This is a genomic window from Microcoleus sp. Z1_A1, from assembly GCF_036700305.1.
Taxonomy (GTDB): domain Bacteria; phylum Cyanobacteriota; class Cyanobacteriia; order Cyanobacteriales; family Microcoleaceae; genus Microcoleus.
Genome location: NZ_JAUBOR010000003.1, coordinates 242,141 through 262,396, shown reverse-complemented (window position 1 = coordinate 262,396; position 20,256 = coordinate 242,141). Strand labels below are relative to the sequence as shown.

The 20,256-nt window shown below is 45.6% G+C and carries 16 protein-coding genes and 1 pseudogene; 8 read left to right on the top strand and 9 right to left on the bottom strand.

From position 1 onward, the window contains the following. Positions 1-8 precede the first annotated feature (8 nt). The 6 genes and pseudogenes from QT973_RS03535 to QT973_RS03515 form a co-directional block, all read right to left on the bottom strand. The gene (locus tag QT973_RS03535) at positions 9-1,133 is read right to left on the bottom strand and encodes a response regulator (protein ID WP_333390630.1); all 1,125 of its coding nucleotides are present in this window, start codon (positions 1,131-1,133) and stop codon (positions 9-11) included. 100 nt (positions 1,134-1,233) lie between these two features. Next, on the bottom strand, positions 1,234-5,373 hold the full coding sequence (locus QT973_RS03530) for an ATP-binding protein (protein WP_333390627.1): 4,140 nt from the start codon (positions 5,371-5,373) through the stop codon (positions 1,234-1,236). A gap of 72 nt (positions 5,374-5,445) precedes the next feature. Next, positions 5,446-5,931, bottom strand: a complete 486-nt coding sequence (locus QT973_RS03525) for a DUF6887 family protein (RefSeq protein WP_333057501.1) — start codon at positions 5,929-5,931, stop codon at positions 5,446-5,448. Beyond that, positions 5,918-5,998, bottom strand: a pseudogene (locus QT973_RS27000) (DUF6888 family protein); the annotation flags it as partial. The pseudogene QT973_RS27000 and the gene QT973_RS03525, both read right to left, overlap by 14 nt. Positions 5,999-6,226: 228 nt before the next feature. Then, positions 6,227-6,640 (bottom strand): hypothetical protein, encoded by a 414-nt coding sequence (locus tag QT973_RS03520; protein WP_333208192.1) that lies wholly within the window; start codon positions 6,638-6,640, stop codon positions 6,227-6,229. 75 nt (positions 6,641-6,715) lie between these two features. Next, positions 6,716-7,900 carry an NACHT domain-containing protein gene (locus QT973_RS03515; protein ID WP_333390624.1) on the bottom strand — a complete coding sequence of 395 codons (1,185 nt, stop codon included), beginning with the start codon at positions 7,898-7,900 and terminating at the stop codon, positions 6,716-6,718. Positions 7,901-8,274: 374 nt separating this feature from the next. On the opposite strand from QT973_RS03515, the gene QT973_RS03510 reads away from it, so the two are divergent. From QT973_RS03510 to QT973_RS03495, 4 genes are all read left to right on the top strand, one after another. Continuing rightward, complete coding sequence (locus tag QT973_RS03510; RefSeq protein WP_333233927.1) at positions 8,275-10,452, top strand: choice-of-anchor K domain-containing protein; 2,178 nt, start codon at positions 8,275-8,277, stop codon at positions 10,450-10,452. A 178-nt stretch (positions 10,453-10,630) separates the two neighbouring features. After that, positions 10,631-10,933: a hypothetical protein gene (locus tag QT973_RS03505; protein ID WP_333390620.1), complete on the top strand. Its 303-nt coding sequence runs from the start codon at positions 10,631-10,633 to the stop codon at positions 10,931-10,933. 19 nt (positions 10,934-10,952) lie between these two features. Next, positions 10,953-11,363 (top strand): hypothetical protein, encoded by a 411-nt coding sequence (locus QT973_RS03500; RefSeq protein ID WP_333390617.1) that lies wholly within the window; start codon positions 10,953-10,955, stop codon positions 11,361-11,363. Beyond that, positions 11,363-11,659, top strand: a complete 297-nt coding sequence (locus tag QT973_RS03495; protein WP_333260296.1) for a hypothetical protein — start codon at positions 11,363-11,365, stop codon at positions 11,657-11,659. Before QT973_RS03500 ends, QT973_RS03495 begins: the two co-directional genes overlap by 1 nt. 78 nt (positions 11,660-11,737) lie before the next feature. Here the strand turns inward: QT973_RS03495 and QT973_RS03490 are convergent, their stop codons facing one another. Then, a complete protein-coding gene (locus tag QT973_RS03490) occupies positions 11,738-12,754 on the bottom strand; it encodes an adenosine kinase (protein WP_333233924.1) in 1,017 nt (338 codons plus the stop codon). A gap of 152 nt (positions 12,755-12,906) precedes the next feature. On the opposite strand from QT973_RS03490, the gene QT973_RS03485 reads away from it, so the two are divergent. The 4 genes from QT973_RS03485 to QT973_RS03470 all read left to right on the top strand — a co-directional run bounded on the left by QT973_RS03485 (position 12,907) and on the right by QT973_RS03470 (position 16,511). Then, entirely contained in the window at positions 12,907-14,466 is a 1,560-nt protein-coding gene (locus tag QT973_RS03485) for an AAA family ATPase (protein ID WP_333057511.1), read from the top strand. Between the two features lie 87 nt (positions 14,467-14,553). Further along, the gene (locus QT973_RS03480; protein ID WP_333057513.1) at positions 14,554-14,880 is read left to right on the top strand and encodes a hypothetical protein; all 327 of its coding nucleotides are present in this window, start codon (positions 14,554-14,556) and stop codon (positions 14,878-14,880) included. A gap of 86 nt (positions 14,881-14,966) precedes the next feature. Continuing rightward, positions 14,967-15,761 (top strand): YdcF family protein, encoded by a 795-nt coding sequence (locus QT973_RS03475; RefSeq protein ID WP_333315272.1) that lies wholly within the window; start codon positions 14,967-14,969, stop codon positions 15,759-15,761. Between the two features lie 516 nt (positions 15,762-16,277). After that, the gene (locus tag QT973_RS03470) at positions 16,278-16,511 is read left to right on the top strand and encodes a hypothetical protein (RefSeq protein WP_333035767.1); all 234 of its coding nucleotides are present in this window, start codon (positions 16,278-16,280) and stop codon (positions 16,509-16,511) included. Between the two features lie 429 nt (positions 16,512-16,940). Here the strand turns inward: QT973_RS03470 and QT973_RS03465 are convergent, their stop codons facing one another. After that, a complete protein-coding gene (locus QT973_RS03465; RefSeq protein WP_333057518.1) occupies positions 16,941-17,174 on the bottom strand; it encodes a ferredoxin-thioredoxin reductase variable chain in 234 nt (77 codons plus the stop codon). A 277-nt stretch (positions 17,175-17,451) separates the two neighbouring features. After that, complete coding sequence (locus tag QT973_RS03460) at positions 17,452-20,220, bottom strand: DUF3536 domain-containing protein (RefSeq protein ID WP_333211315.1); 2,769 nt, start codon at positions 20,218-20,220, stop codon at positions 17,452-17,454. Between the last annotated feature and the right edge of the window lie 36 nt (positions 20,221-20,256).

The window sequence follows — 20,256 nt, the reverse complement described above, 5'->3', positions numbered from 1 at the left end:
ATTTCAGCCTAAAAGCGTTTGGCTTCCAAGTTTTCACAACTGATAAAGAAATCCGACCGACATCTGCGGAATGTGGGGTGCAGCGCAGCTTCTGACTCAAAACCTACTGAAGTGCTGATGGTAATTTTTCGGGGAGACGATTGATTTTCCAGGGCATCAATAGCATTACTTAGCAGGTTCATGAACACCTGATTTAACTCACTGGCGTAACAGGTGACTCTTGGCAGTTGGCTGTAGTCTTTAATGACCTCTATCTCACCAGCTTTGTGTGTTCCCTTTAGTCGATGTTGCAAAATAACTAAAGTATTGTCTATGCTTTCATGAATATCCACTGGCTTGTACTTTTGTTCGCCAAGGCGGGTGAATTTCCGCAAAGACATCACAATTTCGCTAATCCGAGAAGCACCCTCTGTCATCGAATTCAGCAGTTTTGGATAATCCTCTGCGATGAATTCGGGTTGAATCTCATCCAATTCGCCGATAATTTCTGCAACGGGGTGGGGGTAGTAATGTCGGTACAATTCGACGAGGCGAAGCAAATCTCGCGCATACTCCGCCGCTAGAGAAATATTGCCGTAGATAAAGCTGACGGGATTGTTGATTTCGTGAGCAATTCCTGCCGCTAGCTGACCTAAAGAAGCCATTTTTTCCTTCTGTATTAACTGAGCTTGAGTTTTCTTTAGTTCAGTTACGGTTTGTTCGAGTTGCTGGGCGTAGGATTGTGTTTGCTGGAACAACTGGCGCTGCACGAGTTGATTTGAGACGCGGGCGAGAACTTCTTGTTCGTGAAACGGTTTTGTGATATAATCTATACCGCCAACTTCAAAGGCTTTGACTTTATCTAATACTTCATTCAAAGCACTGATAAAAATAACTGGAATGTCCTTGGTTGTGGGAGAAGCTTTCAATGCTTGGCAGACTTGGTAGCCGTCCATACCGGGCATCATGATGTCGAGCAAAATCAAGTCAGGAGGAGTTAATTCGATCGACCGCAGCGCTAGTTTGCCGTCGGGTGCGGTGCGTGTTTTGTACCCTTGCTGCGAGAGTATTTGAGCTAAAAGTTGCAAATTAGCCGGAATATCATCAACAATTAAAATATTCCCTTTTAAGACGGGAGTTGGTTCGTAATTCATATCTAGTTCGGTAAAATAACCTTTATAGGTTTGTAGTGAGTACGATCGCCCGATGGGGTTTTATAAGGACGATCGTACTCACTACGAACCGGGTATAATATCAATTCTCTTTCGTTTCGGGATGGATGAGAGCTAGTATTTGATTGAACTGAAACTCGTTAGCCAATGTGGCTAGGGCGCTAGCTAAAGCGTCATTACGATCGCGAATTTGCTCAATTTGGATCAGAATTAACTCTAAATCGCACTCAATTGTGGCTTTCTCTAAAGCTGCCAGCCAATCTGCGGGTAAAGCTGCCAGAGTCTCTGGGGTCGGAGCCTCGATTTGATTTGACTCGGGAACACTCTCCGGTTCATCGTAAATGTAACGCACTCCCAGATGTTTGTGCAGGGTGGCAAAAATTTCTGTATCTCCGAAGGGTTTGTGGATAAAGTCATCGCAATCATCTGATACAGTAACCGTTTGCGCTTCCTCGGCGTTACCGGCACTCACGGCAATAATTGCCGTAGCTTGACCTTTAACGGTGGCTTTAATGCGTTTGGTAGCTTCATGTCCATCCATCACGGGCATCCACATATCCATAAAAATTAAGTGTGGCTCAAAACTCGACCACATTTCAATAGCTTCCATGCCATTGCTGGCTTCTTCGAGTTCAAAGTTAAAGCCAGCGAGGAGTTCGATCAGCAGTTGGCGGTTGTCTGATCGATCGTCCACAATCAAAATACGATAGCGTGGCTGGTTGCGTTCCAGGGCTATCACCCGACGCGGTTCGTGTACGGGTTGAGTCGCCGGCGCATCAACGGCGCTGACGGGGATATCAAACGCGAAGGTGGTGCCGCGTCCAACTTCACTGCGTACAGTAATCACGCCGCCCATCAGCTTGATAAACTGTTGGCTGATAGCCAGCCCCAAGCCTGTTCCTTGCTGAGATTTGGTTCCTGTTTTGGTTTGCACAAAGGGTTGAAAGAGCTTATCTAACTCATCAGCAGCTATGCCGGAGCCCGTGTCTTCTATTTCAAAATGTAATTTGTAATTACTGATGGGTAATTGCTGATTTTCACTGTCTATAAATGCACTTACTCTTAACCTAATTACTCCTTGTATGGTAAATTTAATGGCGTTAGAAAGCAGATTAATTAAAACTTGACGCAATTTCATTTGATCTGTTTGCACGTATTCGGGAATTTCGCTAGAGCAGTCAATGATTAACTGCAATTGTTGCTCCCTTGCCTGGAGTTTAAACATCTCTTCCAGATCGTTCAACAGGCTGCTTAATTGAAAGTCTGTTGGATTGATTGTAATCCGTCCCGCCTCTATTTTGGCTAAATCTAATATTTGATTGATCAGAGCTAGCAAGTGTTCTCCGCTGCGGTTGATAATGCGGATATTTTCCTGTTGTTCGCGAGTGAGGTTGGTAGAGCGCTGCATCAATTGCGAGAATCCCAGAATTGCGTTTAGCGGGGTGCGGAGTTCGTGGCTCATATTTGCCAGAAAAGTGCTTTTGGCAAGGTTGGCGGCTTCTGCGGCCCAGGCGGCTTGTTGAAGCTGTACTGCTTGCTGTTGAGTGGCTTCGAGCAATTGAGCTTGTTGTAAGGCGACGCCTAGTTGAGTGCTAATTTGCAGCGCTATATTGATTTCTGCTTCGCGCCAAGTGCGGGGTGCAGAATTTTGATAGCTGGCGAGCAAACCCCAAAGTTGACTGCCACAAAATATGGGGAAAATAACGTAGGCTCTAGCTTGAAATTGTTTTAAAAGTTCTAGGTAACAAGGACTCAACCCAGCGCTGTATATGTCTTCAATTATGCGGTAAGGAACGCCTCTAGCATACATACCACCTTGATTTCTTTGTAGATAGGTATCCAGCACTGGTTCACTGGAGGCTTGCATAGTTTTCACGGTACAGCGAGAGTGTTCGACGAGAGTGTTTGGCACATTACCATCGTCGGGTTTTTGCATCAGAGATATCCAGCCTGGAGCCATTGACTCGGCAACAAATTCGCCACTCCAATCAGGATTAAAGCGATAGATACCGACACGATCGCATTTTAGGGTTTGTCGCAGTTCAGAGGTTGTGGTTTTGAATATTGTGTCAATATCTAAGGATTGACGGATGCGATCGATGCTGCGGGCGATGGCTTGTTCTCCCTGGGCGCTTTCTCGCAAAGCTGACTCGGCTTGTTTGCGATCGCTAATATCCAAGACAGTGCCGAACAAACGGAGCAACTGCCGTTTTTCATCATAAACAGGTTTCCCTCGGACTTCAATGTAAGTGAGCGAGCCATCTCTTCGGATTAGCCGCAGATCGATTTCAAAGCTTTGTCCCTTCATCGCTTGATCGCGCACCATTGTCAGATAGCGCGATCGATCTTCTGGATGAAAACGCTCGATTAATTGTTCGTTTGGCAGCGGTTTTTGAGTAGAATCGAGCTCATAAATGCGATAGAGTTCTTCACTCCAAGTAGTTGTTGCTGTGGCAATATCGTATTCCCAACTGCCAATACGGGCAATTTTTTGGGCTTCCAGCAGTCGGGATTCGGCTAACTGGCGATCGCTAATGTCGCGCGCTACCCAAACCGCAGAGCTATCGGAAAGCGGCGAAATTTTAGCAGCAAACCAAACTTCTTGGTTATTAATCGGCAGACTGTAATCAAAACTTATAGTTTGTTGGGTTTCCAATGCCTGTCGAACTTGAGCAAAATAAATCTCCTTCCTTGCCTCATTAAAAAAATGTTCGATGATGGAGTCGATCTGATTCGTATTATAGTTGTATTGAAAAATTCCCTTAGTTGGTATAATTTGGATGGTTTCTTCTTGAATCTCAAAAATTAATACAATATCTGTAATCGACTCAAATATTTTCACAATTTGCTCAGTAGAAGTGGAAAGTTTTTGTTCGAGCAATTTGCGCTCAGCAATTTCATATTGTAATAGTTCGTTAGCACGACCTAAAGCAGCGGTACGTTCGGCAACTTCGGCGGCTAAAGTGTGATTGTAGTCAGTTAATATTTTTTCAGATTGTTTGCGCTGTGCGATGTTATAAAAAGCATTGATGGCATAAACAATATTTCCGCCTTCGTCAAAAATTGGTGTGGCGCGCACCTCAAAAGGAATAAATTGCCCATCTCGATGAAGTTCTACATCTTCAACGAATACTGTTTCACCGCGCAGTGCTCGGAATGCGGGCAGTTCTTCCGTTGGATACGGCTGGTTTTGGCGGTAGATTTGATAAACTTCTACTGCTTTTTCTAAAGTTGCATCGGGAATAGTTTCTACGCCGAGCCAATGCTTGGCAGTTTGGTTGAAGTACACGACTTTACCCGAAGCATCGTGGATAGATACTCCCGCAGGTATGGCTTCGATAAATTGCTTGAGTTGGCTCTCTCTTTGCGCTAAAGCTTCATTTAAAAAATTTTGGTCTGTAAAAGCCTGTTGCAGTTGCGCTGCCATAAAATTGAAGGAATTGGCGAGATATCCGACTTCATCCAAGCGTGTAATTTCTAAAGGTTGATCCCATTTTCCTGTGGCAACATTTTTGGCGGCGGTATTCAAACGCATAATTGGCTTTGTTACCCAACGGGAAGTCAAAAATCCGATCGCGATCGCCAGTGGCAGTGTACCGATCAATAACCACAATGTATGGCGCGTATTTGCTTGAATGCGAGCCATGAAATCAGACTCTGGCACCACCACCACAATCAACCAATCCAAACCACGGAAATCTCGATAGGGAGTAACGCGGACAAACTGCCTATCGCCCTTACTCGCCAGGGTCAATTTCTGAGTTGTTTGCAGCGTGCGGAAGTTGCCAAATCGGTTGGCGAGTTGTCGAGCAATATCTCGCGTGCGGGCATCCTTGCTGTTGGTGGCTAGCAATGGCGTCGGTTGCTTTTTTGTTGTTGGCGTCACCAAGGGTGTTTCTAGTGTGGATGTGGCAATCAGATTGCCCGATCGATCCATAATAAAAGTTTGTCCTGACGCCGAGAATTGCAGCCTAGCCAAAAAGGTATTGATTGCCGAGGGCCCATTATTATCCGTAAGGCGATCGCGGGTACGTTCTCCTACTTGTTCGATTAACTGATGTGCTACATCCTCGATTGATTCCTGACCACTTTTGAAAGAAAGAAAGCCCACTAGCCCAACTACACTTACCGTTTGCAAAACAAACGGAACAATCAGAACCGTTCGCAGCGGCAGCTTGCTAAAAAATTTGGCGGTTAGGCGGTTGAAGTGATAAATGGGCATGGGTATGAACCAATTGCGCTGATAATAGTATTTTAACTGCTGTAGCGTACCTTTTCCCGCAATTGGCGCGCCCTACAGGCTCTGAAATGTTCCTCCGGTTTTAATATAGCCAACTACCAGCGAAGATTGGACGTGGATGGAAAAATTTGCTTCTGTCAGTTCTGTTTCTAGCTGTTGGGACTTTGATTCATTTTTACTTACACAAACTGTGATAAGTTTTCTAATTTCTTTGTGTCTCTCGGCAATCGTGTCGTTAATTAAAAGCTCTATAAATGGCTTATTGGTGGGCAGTTCTCTGCCCATCGTTTGAATTTTAACTTCTGTTTGATTTCCATCTAAATCTGTCAAAGTCAAGCTAGAGTAGCTTTCGGGAAGTTTATTAATAGTTTGATGCGGGTGCTGCAAATGCAACCATTTAACAACTGCTGCCTCTGTTACGGCTACAGATTCATGCAGCCGATCGACAAAAGCATAGAAAGCCTCATTATCTTCTCGATGAGCAAGTACGTAAGCTCGCAATTCTTTTCTGCTCATAGTTTGAAAATTAGGTCGGTTCATCAGAGTATCTCCATGGCCCGTTAGGATAAATCTCTATTTCGATAGTTTCACCAGCCAAAATGTAGAGGTTATATTATGTCCGGTACCATCTGAGATGTTGCACCATTCGTGTGAAGTAGGGGCGGGTTCACCAATAGCTTTAAAAGTTGCAGACAGGTTAAATAAACCCGCCCCAACCCACCCAAAAACTTATTGACTGCAGGTGCAACATCTCAGGTAGCATGGGAATTGTCGCCAGCGAGGGCGGGTTTATGAGATTGTAGATTATGGGCAATTATTATTGGTGAACCCGCCCCTACAAAGTTATGTTTTTTACTTCCGTTAACAATGGCAACGGTAGATTTGCACATACTAACTCAGCACAATTCCACTGCCGCAAATACTCATAGACTTCAGAAATGATCGCATTTGCTGCATCTAAATCTTGTGCTTGAGAAGCATGATAGTGCGCTCTGATTAGGGGCTTAATATCCTCGATTTCTTGCCATTCCGATTTTGGTTTGAGGGGAATGCTGATATAATAACTATAGGCTTGGCTGTGGGCGGTACGGAGATTTTCAGGGTTTTGATTTAGCAGGTACTCGCCCTTTTCTCGGACTAGGGGATGCAAGTGATAGGATTTGAGGTGGCGATCGTAATATAGCAATTGTCTGCGTTTGAGTGCCTGAATAATATTTTCTTTAAGCTCATACTTGCTAACTTCTGGCATTTGAGCGCTAATTCCGGCAAAAGATAGCGGATATTCTGAGGTTTGATAGACAGAAATTCGGCTGAGACAAGTTTGCTAGCCGTCGCCCAGACGCGCTATCATTTCATCGATCACACTTTCAATATCTCGAATCAGCAACCAGTCTCTCTGGTGCAGAAAAATCCCGACATTTCCCTGAAACTCGGTATCATCTCGAATCAAGGCTGCGACGAGTTGTAAGGCTTTGGGATGTCCAGAATAGCGATCGCACATTTCGGCGAATTCCTCTGGATTTGCAGTCAGATTAAAAGATTGCAATAGGGCAACTGCCGCATCTCGATCCAATCCGTTTAGCTGGATTTCGCGGGTGACTGTTGACGGCAATTCGGCTAAGCTTTCGCGACTGGTGAAAATAATTTTGCTTTGATGTTCTGTTTCTAATAGTTGTTTGAATAACCAAGCATATTCTGCACAATCTTCGGCGAAATAACCAGCGGCTTTGGCATCTCCTGTTTTCAAAAGTGTGTCGGCGCGATCGAAAATGAGCAAGCAAGGTTTTTCTCTGAGGATTTTGAGCAGATTTTCGGTTTTTTTGCCGCAGTCATTTTGAGGATTGACGGCTGCGGTAATGTCGCCGTTGGAGAGGGTGAATAGCAGGGAGTCAATTGTGCGATCGAAGGGGGGTGCTTTGCCTGTTGCGGATTGCAAGGATTGCCAAGCGGCGCAGGTGAAGGGGGTTTTTTCTGTGTGGAGTTGGCGAATTAGTTGGCTGACGAGGCTGGTTTTTCCGATTCCCGGTAATCCGACAATTGAGATGGCGATGGGAACCCCCCCAGCCCAGGGCGGGCACGGGGGCAGGGGCGGGCACGGGGGCACCGCCCCTACAGTGTGGGGTTCAACAATTAGGGTTTTTAAGATATCGAGTTCTTTTGTGCGCTGTACCCAATTTCTGACGGGGGGTAAGTTTTCTGGGAGGGGGAAAGTGCGATCGTTTTCACTGTCTTGGGGGATATCTGCGATCGGGGCGACAAAGAGTGGTTCTGTTTTGATATTTTTGTAGCCTTCAGCAATGTATTCCCAGTTGTGTATTTCTACCGCTTTGCAAATATTGATAAAGTTCTCTCGTCTAATTTCTATTTTCGCCCAAAACCGCTTTAAGGTAGCTGTTGAAACTAAAGCGGCAACACACCAGGCATCCTCAGTTTTATTCCATCCGAGATTGCGTCGCACCATATCAATAATTTTCAATCCTTCTTCGGATGCTCTGAGCAAACCTGCCATTGTTACTCCGATACCACAACTTTACCCTAATTCGATTATAGCTCACATCGGAGAGCCAAAAAATGAGCCAAATGATCCAAATGAGCTAAATGAGCCTTTTTTGTTGAGCCAAATGCTGAGCCTTTGAGCCGACACAGCGTAGAGATTATGGATTATTGTCATAGGATGAGCTTGGCTGGCGGCTACAGATCGGGGTGAAGCCAAGGTAAGTAAGCATTTGCCTTGCGGTTAGGTATCGGTTTTTAAATTCTTGGGTAAAAAGTTGTTATTTATACTTTTTCCCCTGTAAGGGATGAGTGAAAGACCGATCCAATTTAGTTATTAATTTTTTCAAAAGCTTAGTTCAATATTGACATTCACAAGGAGTTTGAATCATGGTACAGGCTAGTTTTGGAGAGATTAACTTTAATACATGGGGGAATAACGGTTTCCAGTCACAATCCATTGACCCAAACCAGAATACTTATGTAATCGCTCATGGATGGAATAATACAGGTGGTAACGCAGGAAATAATTTTACGCCTGCTGACTGGGTAGCAGAAAAAGCTCAGGCTATCCGAGAACTCGATCCTAATGCAAATATTGTCGCGATGGATTGGGAAAGTGGTGCTAAAACTGATTACTCACAAGCTGCTGCAAATACAAAAGAAGCAGGTCAAAAGCTCGGTGAGTATCTGAAAAATGTTGGTGTTAATCCTAACAAAACCGAACTAATTGGTCACAGTTTAGGGGGTCATATCGCTGGTTCTGCTGGCGCTAAGTATCGAGAACTAACAGGTAATCAGATAAATCTCATCACTGCTTTAGACGCTGCTGGGCCGGGTTTTGGAATCAGGGCTAGACCGATAGGCTCGGGAACTGATGTGGTTGAAGAACCAGTTCCTCCAAGCGATCGCCTAGACCCCACTGATGCTAAACAAGTAATTGCGATTCATACAAGTAAATTAGGATACCAAGATACCATAGGTACAAAGGACATTTATCTCAACAAGAATGAACTCATTCAACCAGGTGGAAAGATTCCTCTTAATGATAGTCATGGTTACGCTCATAAAATAGATACTGAATTAAGGAATGGAGCATCTTTCTCTCAAAAAGATGGCTCGACATTCGATTTGAATCGATTGCGTTCTTCAGAAAAAGGTAGTATAAACTTTGATACTACCAACCCACCTTTCACAGGCTCAACGACTGGCACTTTTGGAGGCAGTAGCAATAAGTTCAGTTTAGGAACACCGGAATTTGTAAGTTTTGTCCAGTTTGACGGTAAACCTTTTAGTACAGGAACAGACATTCTTTTTAATCTTGGGAAATTGACTTATCGGAATGGAGTAAACGCCGAAGATTCACCCAGATTAATAGATACAACTCTCAATATTAATCTTTCGATAACCCAACCCGAAAATAGTCCCCAGACGTTTAATTTTGCAATTAACAATCAAGCAACAAATAACACAACTGGTGATGCGGTTCTGGATGCAGATCGCCTAACTTTTTCAGGTGCAGGTTTATCCGAAGAGAGAATTAAAGTGGCGGGTGCTGAATATACCCTCGATCTATATGGTTTTGCTTCAAATGGAGAACCTGTAGGACAGTTTGATTCACCGGAGAATAGCACAGCTACCGCTGATTTATTTGGTAAAATCGTACCAGTGACTATTTTTACTCAAGATCAAGAGACGCTACGTCTATTTAGCAATGATATTAAAGAGGCTGTTAAGGGCTTTAGAAACACAATTGCTGATGCAACAAATGGAATTTTGAGAGATATAGTTTACCCATTGGCAGGGGCTGTAGTAGATGTTCTAATAGGTGCTCCAAGAGCAATAAGAAGTGCCAGCCAAGTCAATCCTCCAACAGATACGGGAACTACATTTCAGATTACTCAAGCAATAATGGCTGAAAATCCGGGGGGTGTGCTAGGTTCTAATAACAATGAGAAAATCTTAGGATCGCCCGTAACTGATGTAGTATTCGCAGCCAGAGGTGCTGATACTATCGAGGGTGCTATCGGCAATGATTACCTGCGAGGCGGAAAAGGAAGCGATCGCATTTTAGGTGACGATGGCAACGACATTATCAACGGCAATGAAGGTGATGATTTTGTTTCAGGAGGCCCTGGCAATGATTTAGTGCGGGGTGGACAAGGCAATGATGAAATTTTTGGCGATAATGGAGACGATATTTTAATCGGTGAAAAAGGAACTGATCGGCTAACTGGTGGCAATGGGACAGATGTTTTTATCCTGAGAACAGATACAGGTATAGAAGAAACCAATGCTGCTACTGCTGATTGGTTACTTGACTTTAATGCGAGTGAAGGCGATCTAATTGGCATCAATGGAGGCGTACCTATAGATATTCTCACCTTCACTCCTACTGATGTCAATCAAGATGGTATTGCAGACACGATTATTCAGTACACAGAAAACAACGAAATTATAGGTGTCTATACAAACATCTTTGGTGTCGTCATCAACACGCAGCCAGACATTGTGAAAAATGCCTTATTTACTATACCCCTGAACGACCCAATCACTCAGATAGGATAACGCTTTAGGAAAGTCGCCCAATAGTTTCGTCACAGCAATATGATGAAGTGCGATCGCCCTTACGACAAAAAGTGCGATCGCCCTTAAAATCAGAATAGACAAACAACATCTAATTTGTTAGAATTGAGTAAAACTCTACCCTTGAGAGTTTTACCTAACTTTATAATAGGTGAAAGATATGTTTTCGATTCTGAAAAACTTAATCAGCACAGATACCCAAGGACACCTAAGTTTAAACCTCGAACCCAAGTCAACAGAGTATCGCGTTCTTGTCAACGAAGCCGGACAAATTTTATTAGACCCAATAACCAACATACCCGATCGCGAACAGTGGTTGTGGCAAAACCCCCAAGTATTAGCCGCCGTTAAGTGCGGCCTCGCGCAAGCAGCCAAAGGTGAAGTACACGAGTTGGGTGACTTTTCGGAATATGCCGATCGGGATTTAAGCGTGATAAACGATCGTAAAATTAAATTAAAGTAGTGAAAGCTAACTCGCATAAATGACAGACGAAACTCGACGAGAAATAGCGAGACGACTAGCTAGAGAACTAGCATCAAGGACAGTCATCTCACCCATAACACCCGGACAAGGCTTTCAAACCTTTGGTGAATTTAAAAGAACGATCGGGGTGGCAGGAGCGGGGTTAGCGTGGCATCATATAGTTGGGCAAACAACATCAAATTTACAGAGATTCGGGGCAGAAACAATACACAATACAGGCAATCTCGTCCGGCTAGAACACGGTACTGGGTCAATTCATCAGGAAATTACCAATTTCTACAACTCCGTCCAACCAGAATTAACAGGTACGAATACTCTAACCGTGAGAGGGTGGCTGGGCACTCAATCTTTTGCAGAACAACAAGACTTTGGCATTAGAGTTATTATAGCTTTCGGAGGAACAGTTTAATGCTGACTCTAGATATCCAATCAATCCTCAATTCTATTCCCAATGAAATTAGCTGGCAAGACATCGTACAGTTTGAAAATCTAGACGATCGCGTTACCATTGCGAATGACCTTTGTGCTAACATTATTGGTGTCAATGAAAGTACGATCGAATTGTGTCCTAATGAAAATCCTCCCGATCGTTTAGAACAACTGGTTTGGTGGTGGGTTGTGCGTCCAGATTTAGGAGCGGCGATTGCCAAAGAAGCTCCTCAAGAACTCAAAAATATTATCAGTCAATACATTCTGCAAAATTGACAAAAACCAGCGCTCGTCTGTGGTTAAAAAAAGTGCGATCGCCCTTAACACAAAAAGTGCGATCGCCCATTTCAATTCCTAGCCAGAAATCACCTCACTCAAAAGATGAGCCTGAGAACCCTCAAGCCGAGGCCCATGAATCTGCACCACCCTAGAAGCCAAATAATTGCCCCAGCGCGCCGCTTGTACAGAACTCAAACCGTTAGTAATTCCAAACAAAACACCCCCCGCAAAAGCATCCCCAGCACCCACAGTATCGATCGCCTTTACCGGAAATCCAGCCACATCAACAATCTGTTTGTTCTCCACCACCATGCAGCCTTTATCCCCATTCGTGATAAAAGCCAAATCCGAAATCTCGCTCATTTTCCGAGCGCACTCTGACAGAGATTCCTCCTTAAAAAAGCTCCGAACTTCATCAGCATTGCAAAAAATTACATCGCAATATTCCGAAACCACCTTGTGAAAATCATCAGCAAATCGATCGACCAAAAAGCCATCCGAAAAAGTAAAAGCCACCTTCACACCCAGACGCTTAGACTGTTCCATCGTCTCAATGCTAGCCTTTCTAGGATCGGGAGCATCCCAAAGATAGCCCTCAACATAACTGTACTTGCAGTGAGCCAGTCGATCGACATCAATATCAGTCGCAGCCAGAGTAGTAGAAACCCCCAAATTAGTACACATCGTGCGTTCCGCATCCGGCGTAGTCAGCACTACACAAGTACCCGTAGGCTCATGCGACTCAGCAGCAGGATGCACGTTGAAATCAATCCCCGCCGCCAGCAAATCTTGCCGGTAAAATTCGCCGTTAGTATCCTTAGCAACCTTCCCCGAATAATACGCTTTACCGCCGCTCTGAGCCAAACCAATCATCGTATTTGCCGCCGAACCCCCCGATCGCATTTGCAGCGAATTGTGTTCTAAATCGTGCAAAATCCCCCCCTGCGTTTCCGAATTCATCAGCGTCATCCCGCCGCGATTCAGCCCGTGGCCGAGTACAAATTCATCTTCCACCAATGCTAGGATGTCTACCAGGGCATTTCCCACGCCAAACACATCCACGGAACCAGATTCTTGATTATTTTCTGTCATCGCTGCTTTTTTTTACACTAACTATCAACTCTATAATAAATCGGATTAAAGTCAACATCCCCACTCCCCATCTAAAGTCCCCAACTTAAAATCTAAAATTCACAATCCAAAATCCCCAATCTAAAATCTAAAATCCAAAATCTAAAATCGCTATGACTTGTCTCCCACCTCTGATTCAGCAAATGTTGCATCCCGGTTTTTACCCGCACGGGGTGACAGAACCAGTGCAGCTAATTCAGACTCACGCTTCCTTTGTTTTGCTGACAGGAGATTATACTTACAAAATCAAGAAACCTGTCAATTTTGGATTTTTGGACTATTCAACATTGGAAAAACGGCACCATTTCTGCAACGAAGAATTGCTGCTGAACCGACGCACAGCACCGGAAATTTATCTAGAAGTTTTGCCAATTGTTAAAATTGGGGATTTGTTTCAATTTGGCAGCAAATTACCTGCTCTAACTCCGGCTGAAGTTGCTGTAGAATATGTGCTGAAAATGCGGGAGTTTCCTCAAGATTCGCTGTTGCTCAGTTTGTTGGAACGCGGAATGTTGACCGAGCAACTTATGGCAGACTTAGGGCGGGAAGTTGCCAATTTTCACAGCACGGCAATTAGTAATAGCTACATTCGCACATTTGGCGAAGTCAGTCAGATTCGCACAGCAATAAACAACAATTACCTGATTTCGCAAAAATATATCGGCGGGCCGCAGACTCAGACACAATATCAGGAAACTAAAGATTATACTGATACGTTTTTTGAGAAAAATCAAGAGTTATTTAATCTGCGGATTGCCAATAATAAAATTCGCGAGTGCCACGGAGATTTGCACTTGCGAAATATAGCATTGTGGCAAGAGAAAATATTGCTATTCGACTGCATTGAATTTAACGAGCCTTTTCGCTTTGTTGATGTGATGTACGATGTGGCTTTTACAGTAATGGATTTGGAATCGCGGGGTCGCAGAGACTTGGGTAATGCTTTTCTGAATACTTACATCGAACAAACAGGGGATTGGGAAGGACTGCAACTGTTACCTCTGTATTTGAGCCGTCAAGCTTATGTTAGAGCAAAAGTAACTTCGTTAATGTTGGACGATTCTGCTATTTCAACTGCCCAAAAAGCCGAGATTTCACAGACAGCAGCTCATTACTATAAACTGGCTTGGCAATACACAAAACCGCGCCGGGGAAAGTTAACTTTGATGTCGGGTTTATCGGGTTCTGGCAAGAGTACAGCGGCTCGATATTTGGCTCGCCGCACTGGGGCAATTCACATTCGATCCGATGCTGTTCGCAAACATTTAGGCGGAATTTCTTTAAATGAACGCGGGGGGCCAGATTTGTACTCGGATGAAATGACGGCACAGACTTATGGTAGATTGTTAAAGTTGGGGATAATTTTGGCTGACCGAGGTTGGGATGTGATTTTAGATGCAAAGTTCGATCGCCCAAACTGGAGAACCGATGCGATGAATCAGGCTCAATCCCACGGCTTACCCTTGCAAATCATTTACTGTACCGCACCACTTGAAGTATTGCGAGAACGACTGCAACAGCGCCGGGGCGATATTGCCGACGCGACGGCAGAATTATTGAACTCGCAGCAAGCAGCTTTTGAACCTTTTACAGAATTAGAGCAAATTTCTGTAAACATTATAGATACCCTACAAGACTTAGAGGTACAATTAAACTTGATTTGTGGGGAGTAGTTGCAGTTCGATCGCCCTTGGCAATCTTACTTGTCTGCTAATATTGTAAATATCTTTCTGTTTTATTACAAAAAAAAGTTGCAGCTTATGCCAAAATTTACCGGAGACTCCAAGGGCTTTAGCCCCGCGCTGATATGGTTTGTGTTGTTTACCGTTGGGTTTCGCTTAGTAGGATGTACGCTAGTCCTGAGTCTCGGCTTGGGTGTCATCGGTGGCGTGGCAGCAGGTTTAATTGTCGCTTGGTGGCACAACGAATTACTACTCAACCCGAATATAAATTCCAAGGACAAAACCTCGGATGCTATCCTCAATAAAGAAGTAGTGCAAACGGACGCCCATAAATATAGCAAAACCTCTAGGGGTGATGCTGCTACATTTTTTGGCTGGTTATCTGGACCAGAGGATCGGCGCTAGCTTTAGTCATTAGTCATTAGTTAACAGTTAACAGTCACTAATGCCCAATGCCCAATGCCCAATTCCCAATGCCAATTTCTCATTGAATGTTTGTATTTCTGTCGAAACTCTTGCCGCTGTTTATTTATCCTTTGGGGTTGAGTTGCCTGTTAATGATGGCGGCTTTAATCACACTTTGGAAGCGTCCGAAATGGGCGGCGGCGCCAATTGCTGCGGCTCTAATTATTTTACTTCTCGGAAGTAGCGGTTGGGTTTCAAAATCGTTAGTTCGATCGCTCGAATGGCAAAACTTACAAACCGCCGAACTCCCTCAAGCTGAAGCGATTATCGTCTTGGGCGGTGGTGTCAAAGCAGCTTTACCTCCCCGTCCTTGGGTAGAATTAGCGGAAGCGGGCGATCGAATAATCTATGGTTCCCGACTTTACAAGCAAGGCAAAGCTTCTCTGCTCATTCTTAGTGGCGGTAGAGTAGATTGGAAAGGTGGCGGGCCTCCTGAATCGGCAGACATGGCAGAAATTGCCCAAACAATGGGTGTACCGGCATCAGCAATTCTGCAAGACCCCGATTCACACAACACTTATCAAAATGCCGTCAACGTGCGGAAACTTTTAGATGCTAAAGGCATAAAAGGGCCGGTTTTGCTAGTGACATCGGCGATGCACATGACTCGATCGCTCTTAATTTTCCAGCGTCAGGGAATAAAAGCAATTGCCGCACCAACAGACTTTCAGATAACGCAGCAGGATATCGCAGCATCCCAAAGCAATTGGCAATCAGTCGCCTTGGATTTATTGCCGGACACCTATCAGTTAAACCAGTCAACTAAAGCTTTGAAAGAATACATCGGCTTAATCGTTTATCGTCTGCGGGGATGGCTTTAACAGAATTTTAGATTTTAGATTTGGGATTTTAGGATCGTCAATTAAATAATTTCCCTTTTTTCTTGTGGGATGGGCGTCCCGCCCGCCCAGAAAGGACGGGCGGGACGCCCATCCCACAACAAACATGAAAAGTGGGTTTTATTTAATTCTCATTCCTTAGATTGAAGAATTTAAACTAATATCAAATCCGGTTGCATCTCAATTATAGGGGCGGGGCGGGTTTATATAATTTGTCTATACTTATCAAATATCTGGGCGAACCCGCCCCTACAAAACTTCATCAGATAAGATTCTAAATCTAAAATCTAAAATCTAAAATCTAAAACCTAAAATCTAAAATCTAAAATCTAAAATCTAAAATCTAAAATCTAAAACCTAAAATCTAAAATCTAAAATCTAAAATCTAAAATCTAAAACCTAAAATCTAAAATCTAAAATCTAAAATCTAAAATCGATTGAGTGTGTTAGCTTAAAGTCATTACAGCCAATATTAGCCACAGTCGCCCCCAAACAATCATGCTGCCCCACGAGTTGCAAAACATTGCCCCAGAACCGACTCCCGCGGCCGAAATTTTTCAGAGACACCAAATTGTCCGCGAGTTTTACGACGAAATTAAGTACCGTCAAGAACTAGAACTTCACTGCCAGTGGTATTACGCTACAGCCAAGCAGCATCAGCAGGAATTGCAGAAAATGCAGGGAGATTGGAATATTTTAGGTTGGTTCAGCCGCAGACGGTCGAAAAATTAAGGAGTGAAAACAAAAAATGGTTTGTAGTAAGGACTTTAGTCCCGTCGATCGACTAAAAGCCACAGAAAAAACTGAACTCCTCACTACAAACTCTACAACTGTTATATGACCAAGAATTTCTTCATGTGGTACCCGCCACGTGATTTATCTCGCGCAAGTCAATCGAAAGCATCTCAAATCTAAAATCCTTGCGTCCCCCGAATTTATCTCGCGCAAGTCAATCCAAAATCTAAAATCTAAAATCTAAAATCGAATGACCCCCGCCCAAAAACGGATAATTGCTTTCCGACAGGAGTCGCGACGATCACAAAATTTTAGATATTAGTTCAAGCTTCCAGATTCATCTGTGGAGTAAATCTAAAATCTAAAATCTAAAATCGACTGACGGGATTTGATTTTGTCTTTGGGCTGCTTCAACTTTTGAGACAGCTAGACTTCCGAAGATATCAATTCGACCTCATCCTCTTTGAAGTGAGCTCGAAATTTTTTGTCAAATTGTACTAGAACCGGCCAATTAGCACTGACCGGTCTGCCGTGCCATTCGTGAACGATCGCCACGACTTCTCCTTCCATACCCTTAATATCAAATGGTTGACTGCGATTTTCAGGGTGGTGGTAGACAACAACAGAGTTTTTAATGCAAACGCGATCGCCAACTTTCATAAATTTAAACTTAGTGTTCTTTCTTCCCAACTATACAAAGCGTGCAAGTGCAGAACACCTGTACGCTTTGGCGACAGTCTTTTTATCTTCCCACAAGTAGAGCGAAAACTTAAACAAACTTGGCGGTTATCTGTCGGTGCTTTGATCGCCCGCCGCGATCCCGGGAAGCCACAACACAGATATATTCTCGGTGGAACCCGTAGGCCCGATAGGCCTTTAAAGCTTGATCGGGCGGATTCTCAAGGGCGGGAATTGATGCAGGCTAATCACGAAACGATTAACTTAACTGATTTAACCAACACTCAACATCAACAGCCAAGGTTTGACCCAACTCCAGCAACTGCCGGATCGAAGACAACTCCCAGCCGCCGCCTGAACCCGCAATCTCCAAGGCAACAGCAGCCACCGCATTTTCGCCCGCCGAGGCCTCTTGCCGTTGCAGCCAGCCCAAACACAGAGGCACAATTTGACTGTACAGAGAATCGAAATACAGTTCCTGCGATTTGTCCAAGCACAAACCCAGACTCAGCCGATCGCCCACAGCAATCAAACGCTCGATCGTGCGGATCTCAGCTTCCAACTGGACAGGCGAGCGATCCTCCACACCCGATCCTGCTTGCAGCAGCCTGTCTAGCGATCGCCAAACCATCTTTTCCAAAATTTCCTTGACTTCGGGAACGTTCAACCGACAGCGGAGATGGCCGGCTTCAGTGGCGATCGCCTCAATTTCGGCCAGCAGCGGTTCCACATCCTCGGTTTCCAATTCCAGGGCCTTGGCCGCCGTCAAACAGCGATGTCCCAAAGCCACCTCAGCAGCCACCTGCAACTCTACCGGCACCGGCAACTCGTCGCGGTGGAACGCCATCATCACCCCGTAATTTTCGCGGTAAACCTGAGTGTAAAGCTGATCCAACCGAGTCAAATTTTCCTGACTCAGCAACTGCACGATCCGGTGGCGTTCCTCAGCGAATAAATCCCGCAAGCTAAAGGACTGATCCCCAAACAGCCGCACCATTTCCAGAATCGCGTGGGCTGCCGAAGCTTCTTGCATAACTCCAAACAGCCGCTCTTTGAGCATAGTGTACGATCGGCGGCTGCCAAAAGGCTGAATGCAGCAGTGGAAGTCCCAGCCGCCGAGGTGCAACGCAGCAAACACAAAAACCTCTGTTTCCCGCGTAATTTCCGAGGTTAACTGCAATTGACCCACAGCCAGAGTCATCGAGCCCATGCGCTGAATTTGGAAATCTTCCTGCTGGGCCTGATAGCAGTAAACTCGCTGTTCGCGGGGATATTTGGCAAACAGAGAACTGATCGCGTAGTGGGCGGCCACCTGTTTGAGACTAATTTGGGCTGTTACCACGAGTTTGCGGTAAACTTCGGCCCCTGTTTGGAAATACTCAACGTTGCTGGGTACGAGGGCTAGTCGATCGACAAAATCCTTTTCTAGCTGCACCCCGGTAACTTCCCCCGCCAATTCGAGCGCCCGGGCCGCGTAGCGCAGAATTTGCACGCCTTCTGGCCGCGAGATTTCTTCAAAAAACCAGCCGCAGCTAGTGAACATTAACAGGGTGTGGCGCTGCATTTCCAGCAGTCGCAGGGCGTCCACCTGTTCTCCGGCATCGAGGGGGCGCACTTGATGGCGTTGGAGGAAACTGTCAACATTACTGGGGGATCGATCCCGGATCACCTCAATATATTCATCTCTGGCTTTCCAGGGATCGCACAACAGCTTGCGCCCTGCTTCTTCGTAAATCGGAATCAGTCGATCGCGCAGCCAATTGAGAGTATCCCGCAGAGGGCGGCGCCATTTGAGGTGCCATCCGCCGCCACCACCGCAGCCGCAATCATCTTGCCAGCGATCGACCCCGTGAGAGCAACTCCAGGCCGTCACAGGTTTGAGTTCAACTTCCCAAGCGCTCGGATTTTGACTTAAATAATGAGCAAAATTCGTCACCGTCCAACCGCGGCGGGGAAACTCTTCTGTGAAGGCGTAGGCGAGGCATTTTTCCGTACTGTTTTTGTGGTGGCCGAAAGTTTCGCCGTCCGTCGCCACGCAGATTAATTGAGCCTGTCTGTGGTCTCCCCGCACTGCTTGACCCAAGCGCCCGGCCAAGTGGTGGCTGCTGCTGAGAACGTCATTGAAGCCCATATCCCGCGAGATCGGGCCATCGTAGAAAAAGATATCGATGTAGGGAGTGTTGGTAGTTGGGGCTGCAGAATTTTGGGAGTGCCCGCGCCCAAAATAGTGAGTGCTCAGCGGCGAGAGTTGGTGGTCAGCCATCAACCGCATTTCCGGTTTCAAATAGCAGCGGTACGGGCGAGTCGGATCGATTTGACCCCCGCCGACTTCGTGCCATTCGGAATTTTCCGCTGGTTCCCCTTCTTGGTTTTGCCCGATTAGCGGGCGGCAGCGTTCGGCTTGGGAGGGGGCTAAGACAATGAAGCGGATGCCTTCAGCGACTAAAACTTCGAGGGTGGCGTAGTCTACGGCGGTTTCGGCGAGCCACATTCCTTCGGGATCGCGATCGAACCGGGAGCGAAAATCTGCGATCCCCCAGCGAATTTGGGTGTATTTGTCTCGCTCGTTAGCGAGGGGCATGATGATGTGATTGTAGACTTGGGCGATCGCGTTGCCGTGACCGTTGAGTCGCTGACAGCTTTTGCGATCGGCTTCCAGAATCCGCTGGTAGACTTCCGGGTCGTAGCGTTCCAGCCAGCTCATCAGGGTCGGCCCGATGTTGAAGCTCATATACTCGTAGTTGTTGACGATCCCCGCGACTTCGCCCCGATCGTTGAGTATGCGGGCAAAGGCGTTCGGGCGGTAGCACTCGATGTCAATGCGTTCGTTCCAGTCGTGGGCTGGAGAGGCGCTGGCTTGGCGTTCGATCGCGTCCAGGTAAGGGTTTTCCCGGGGTGGCTGGTAAAAGTGACCGTGAACCGTCACGCACACCCCAGTTGCAGTCGCCGCACTGCTTTGGGTTGCAGCCGTTACGGTTGGCGAAGACAAAGGTAGCACATCGGATTGAGTAGTAGAAATCGAAACCATGCGATCGAATCCTCAAGTAGTTAAAGACAATAAAAC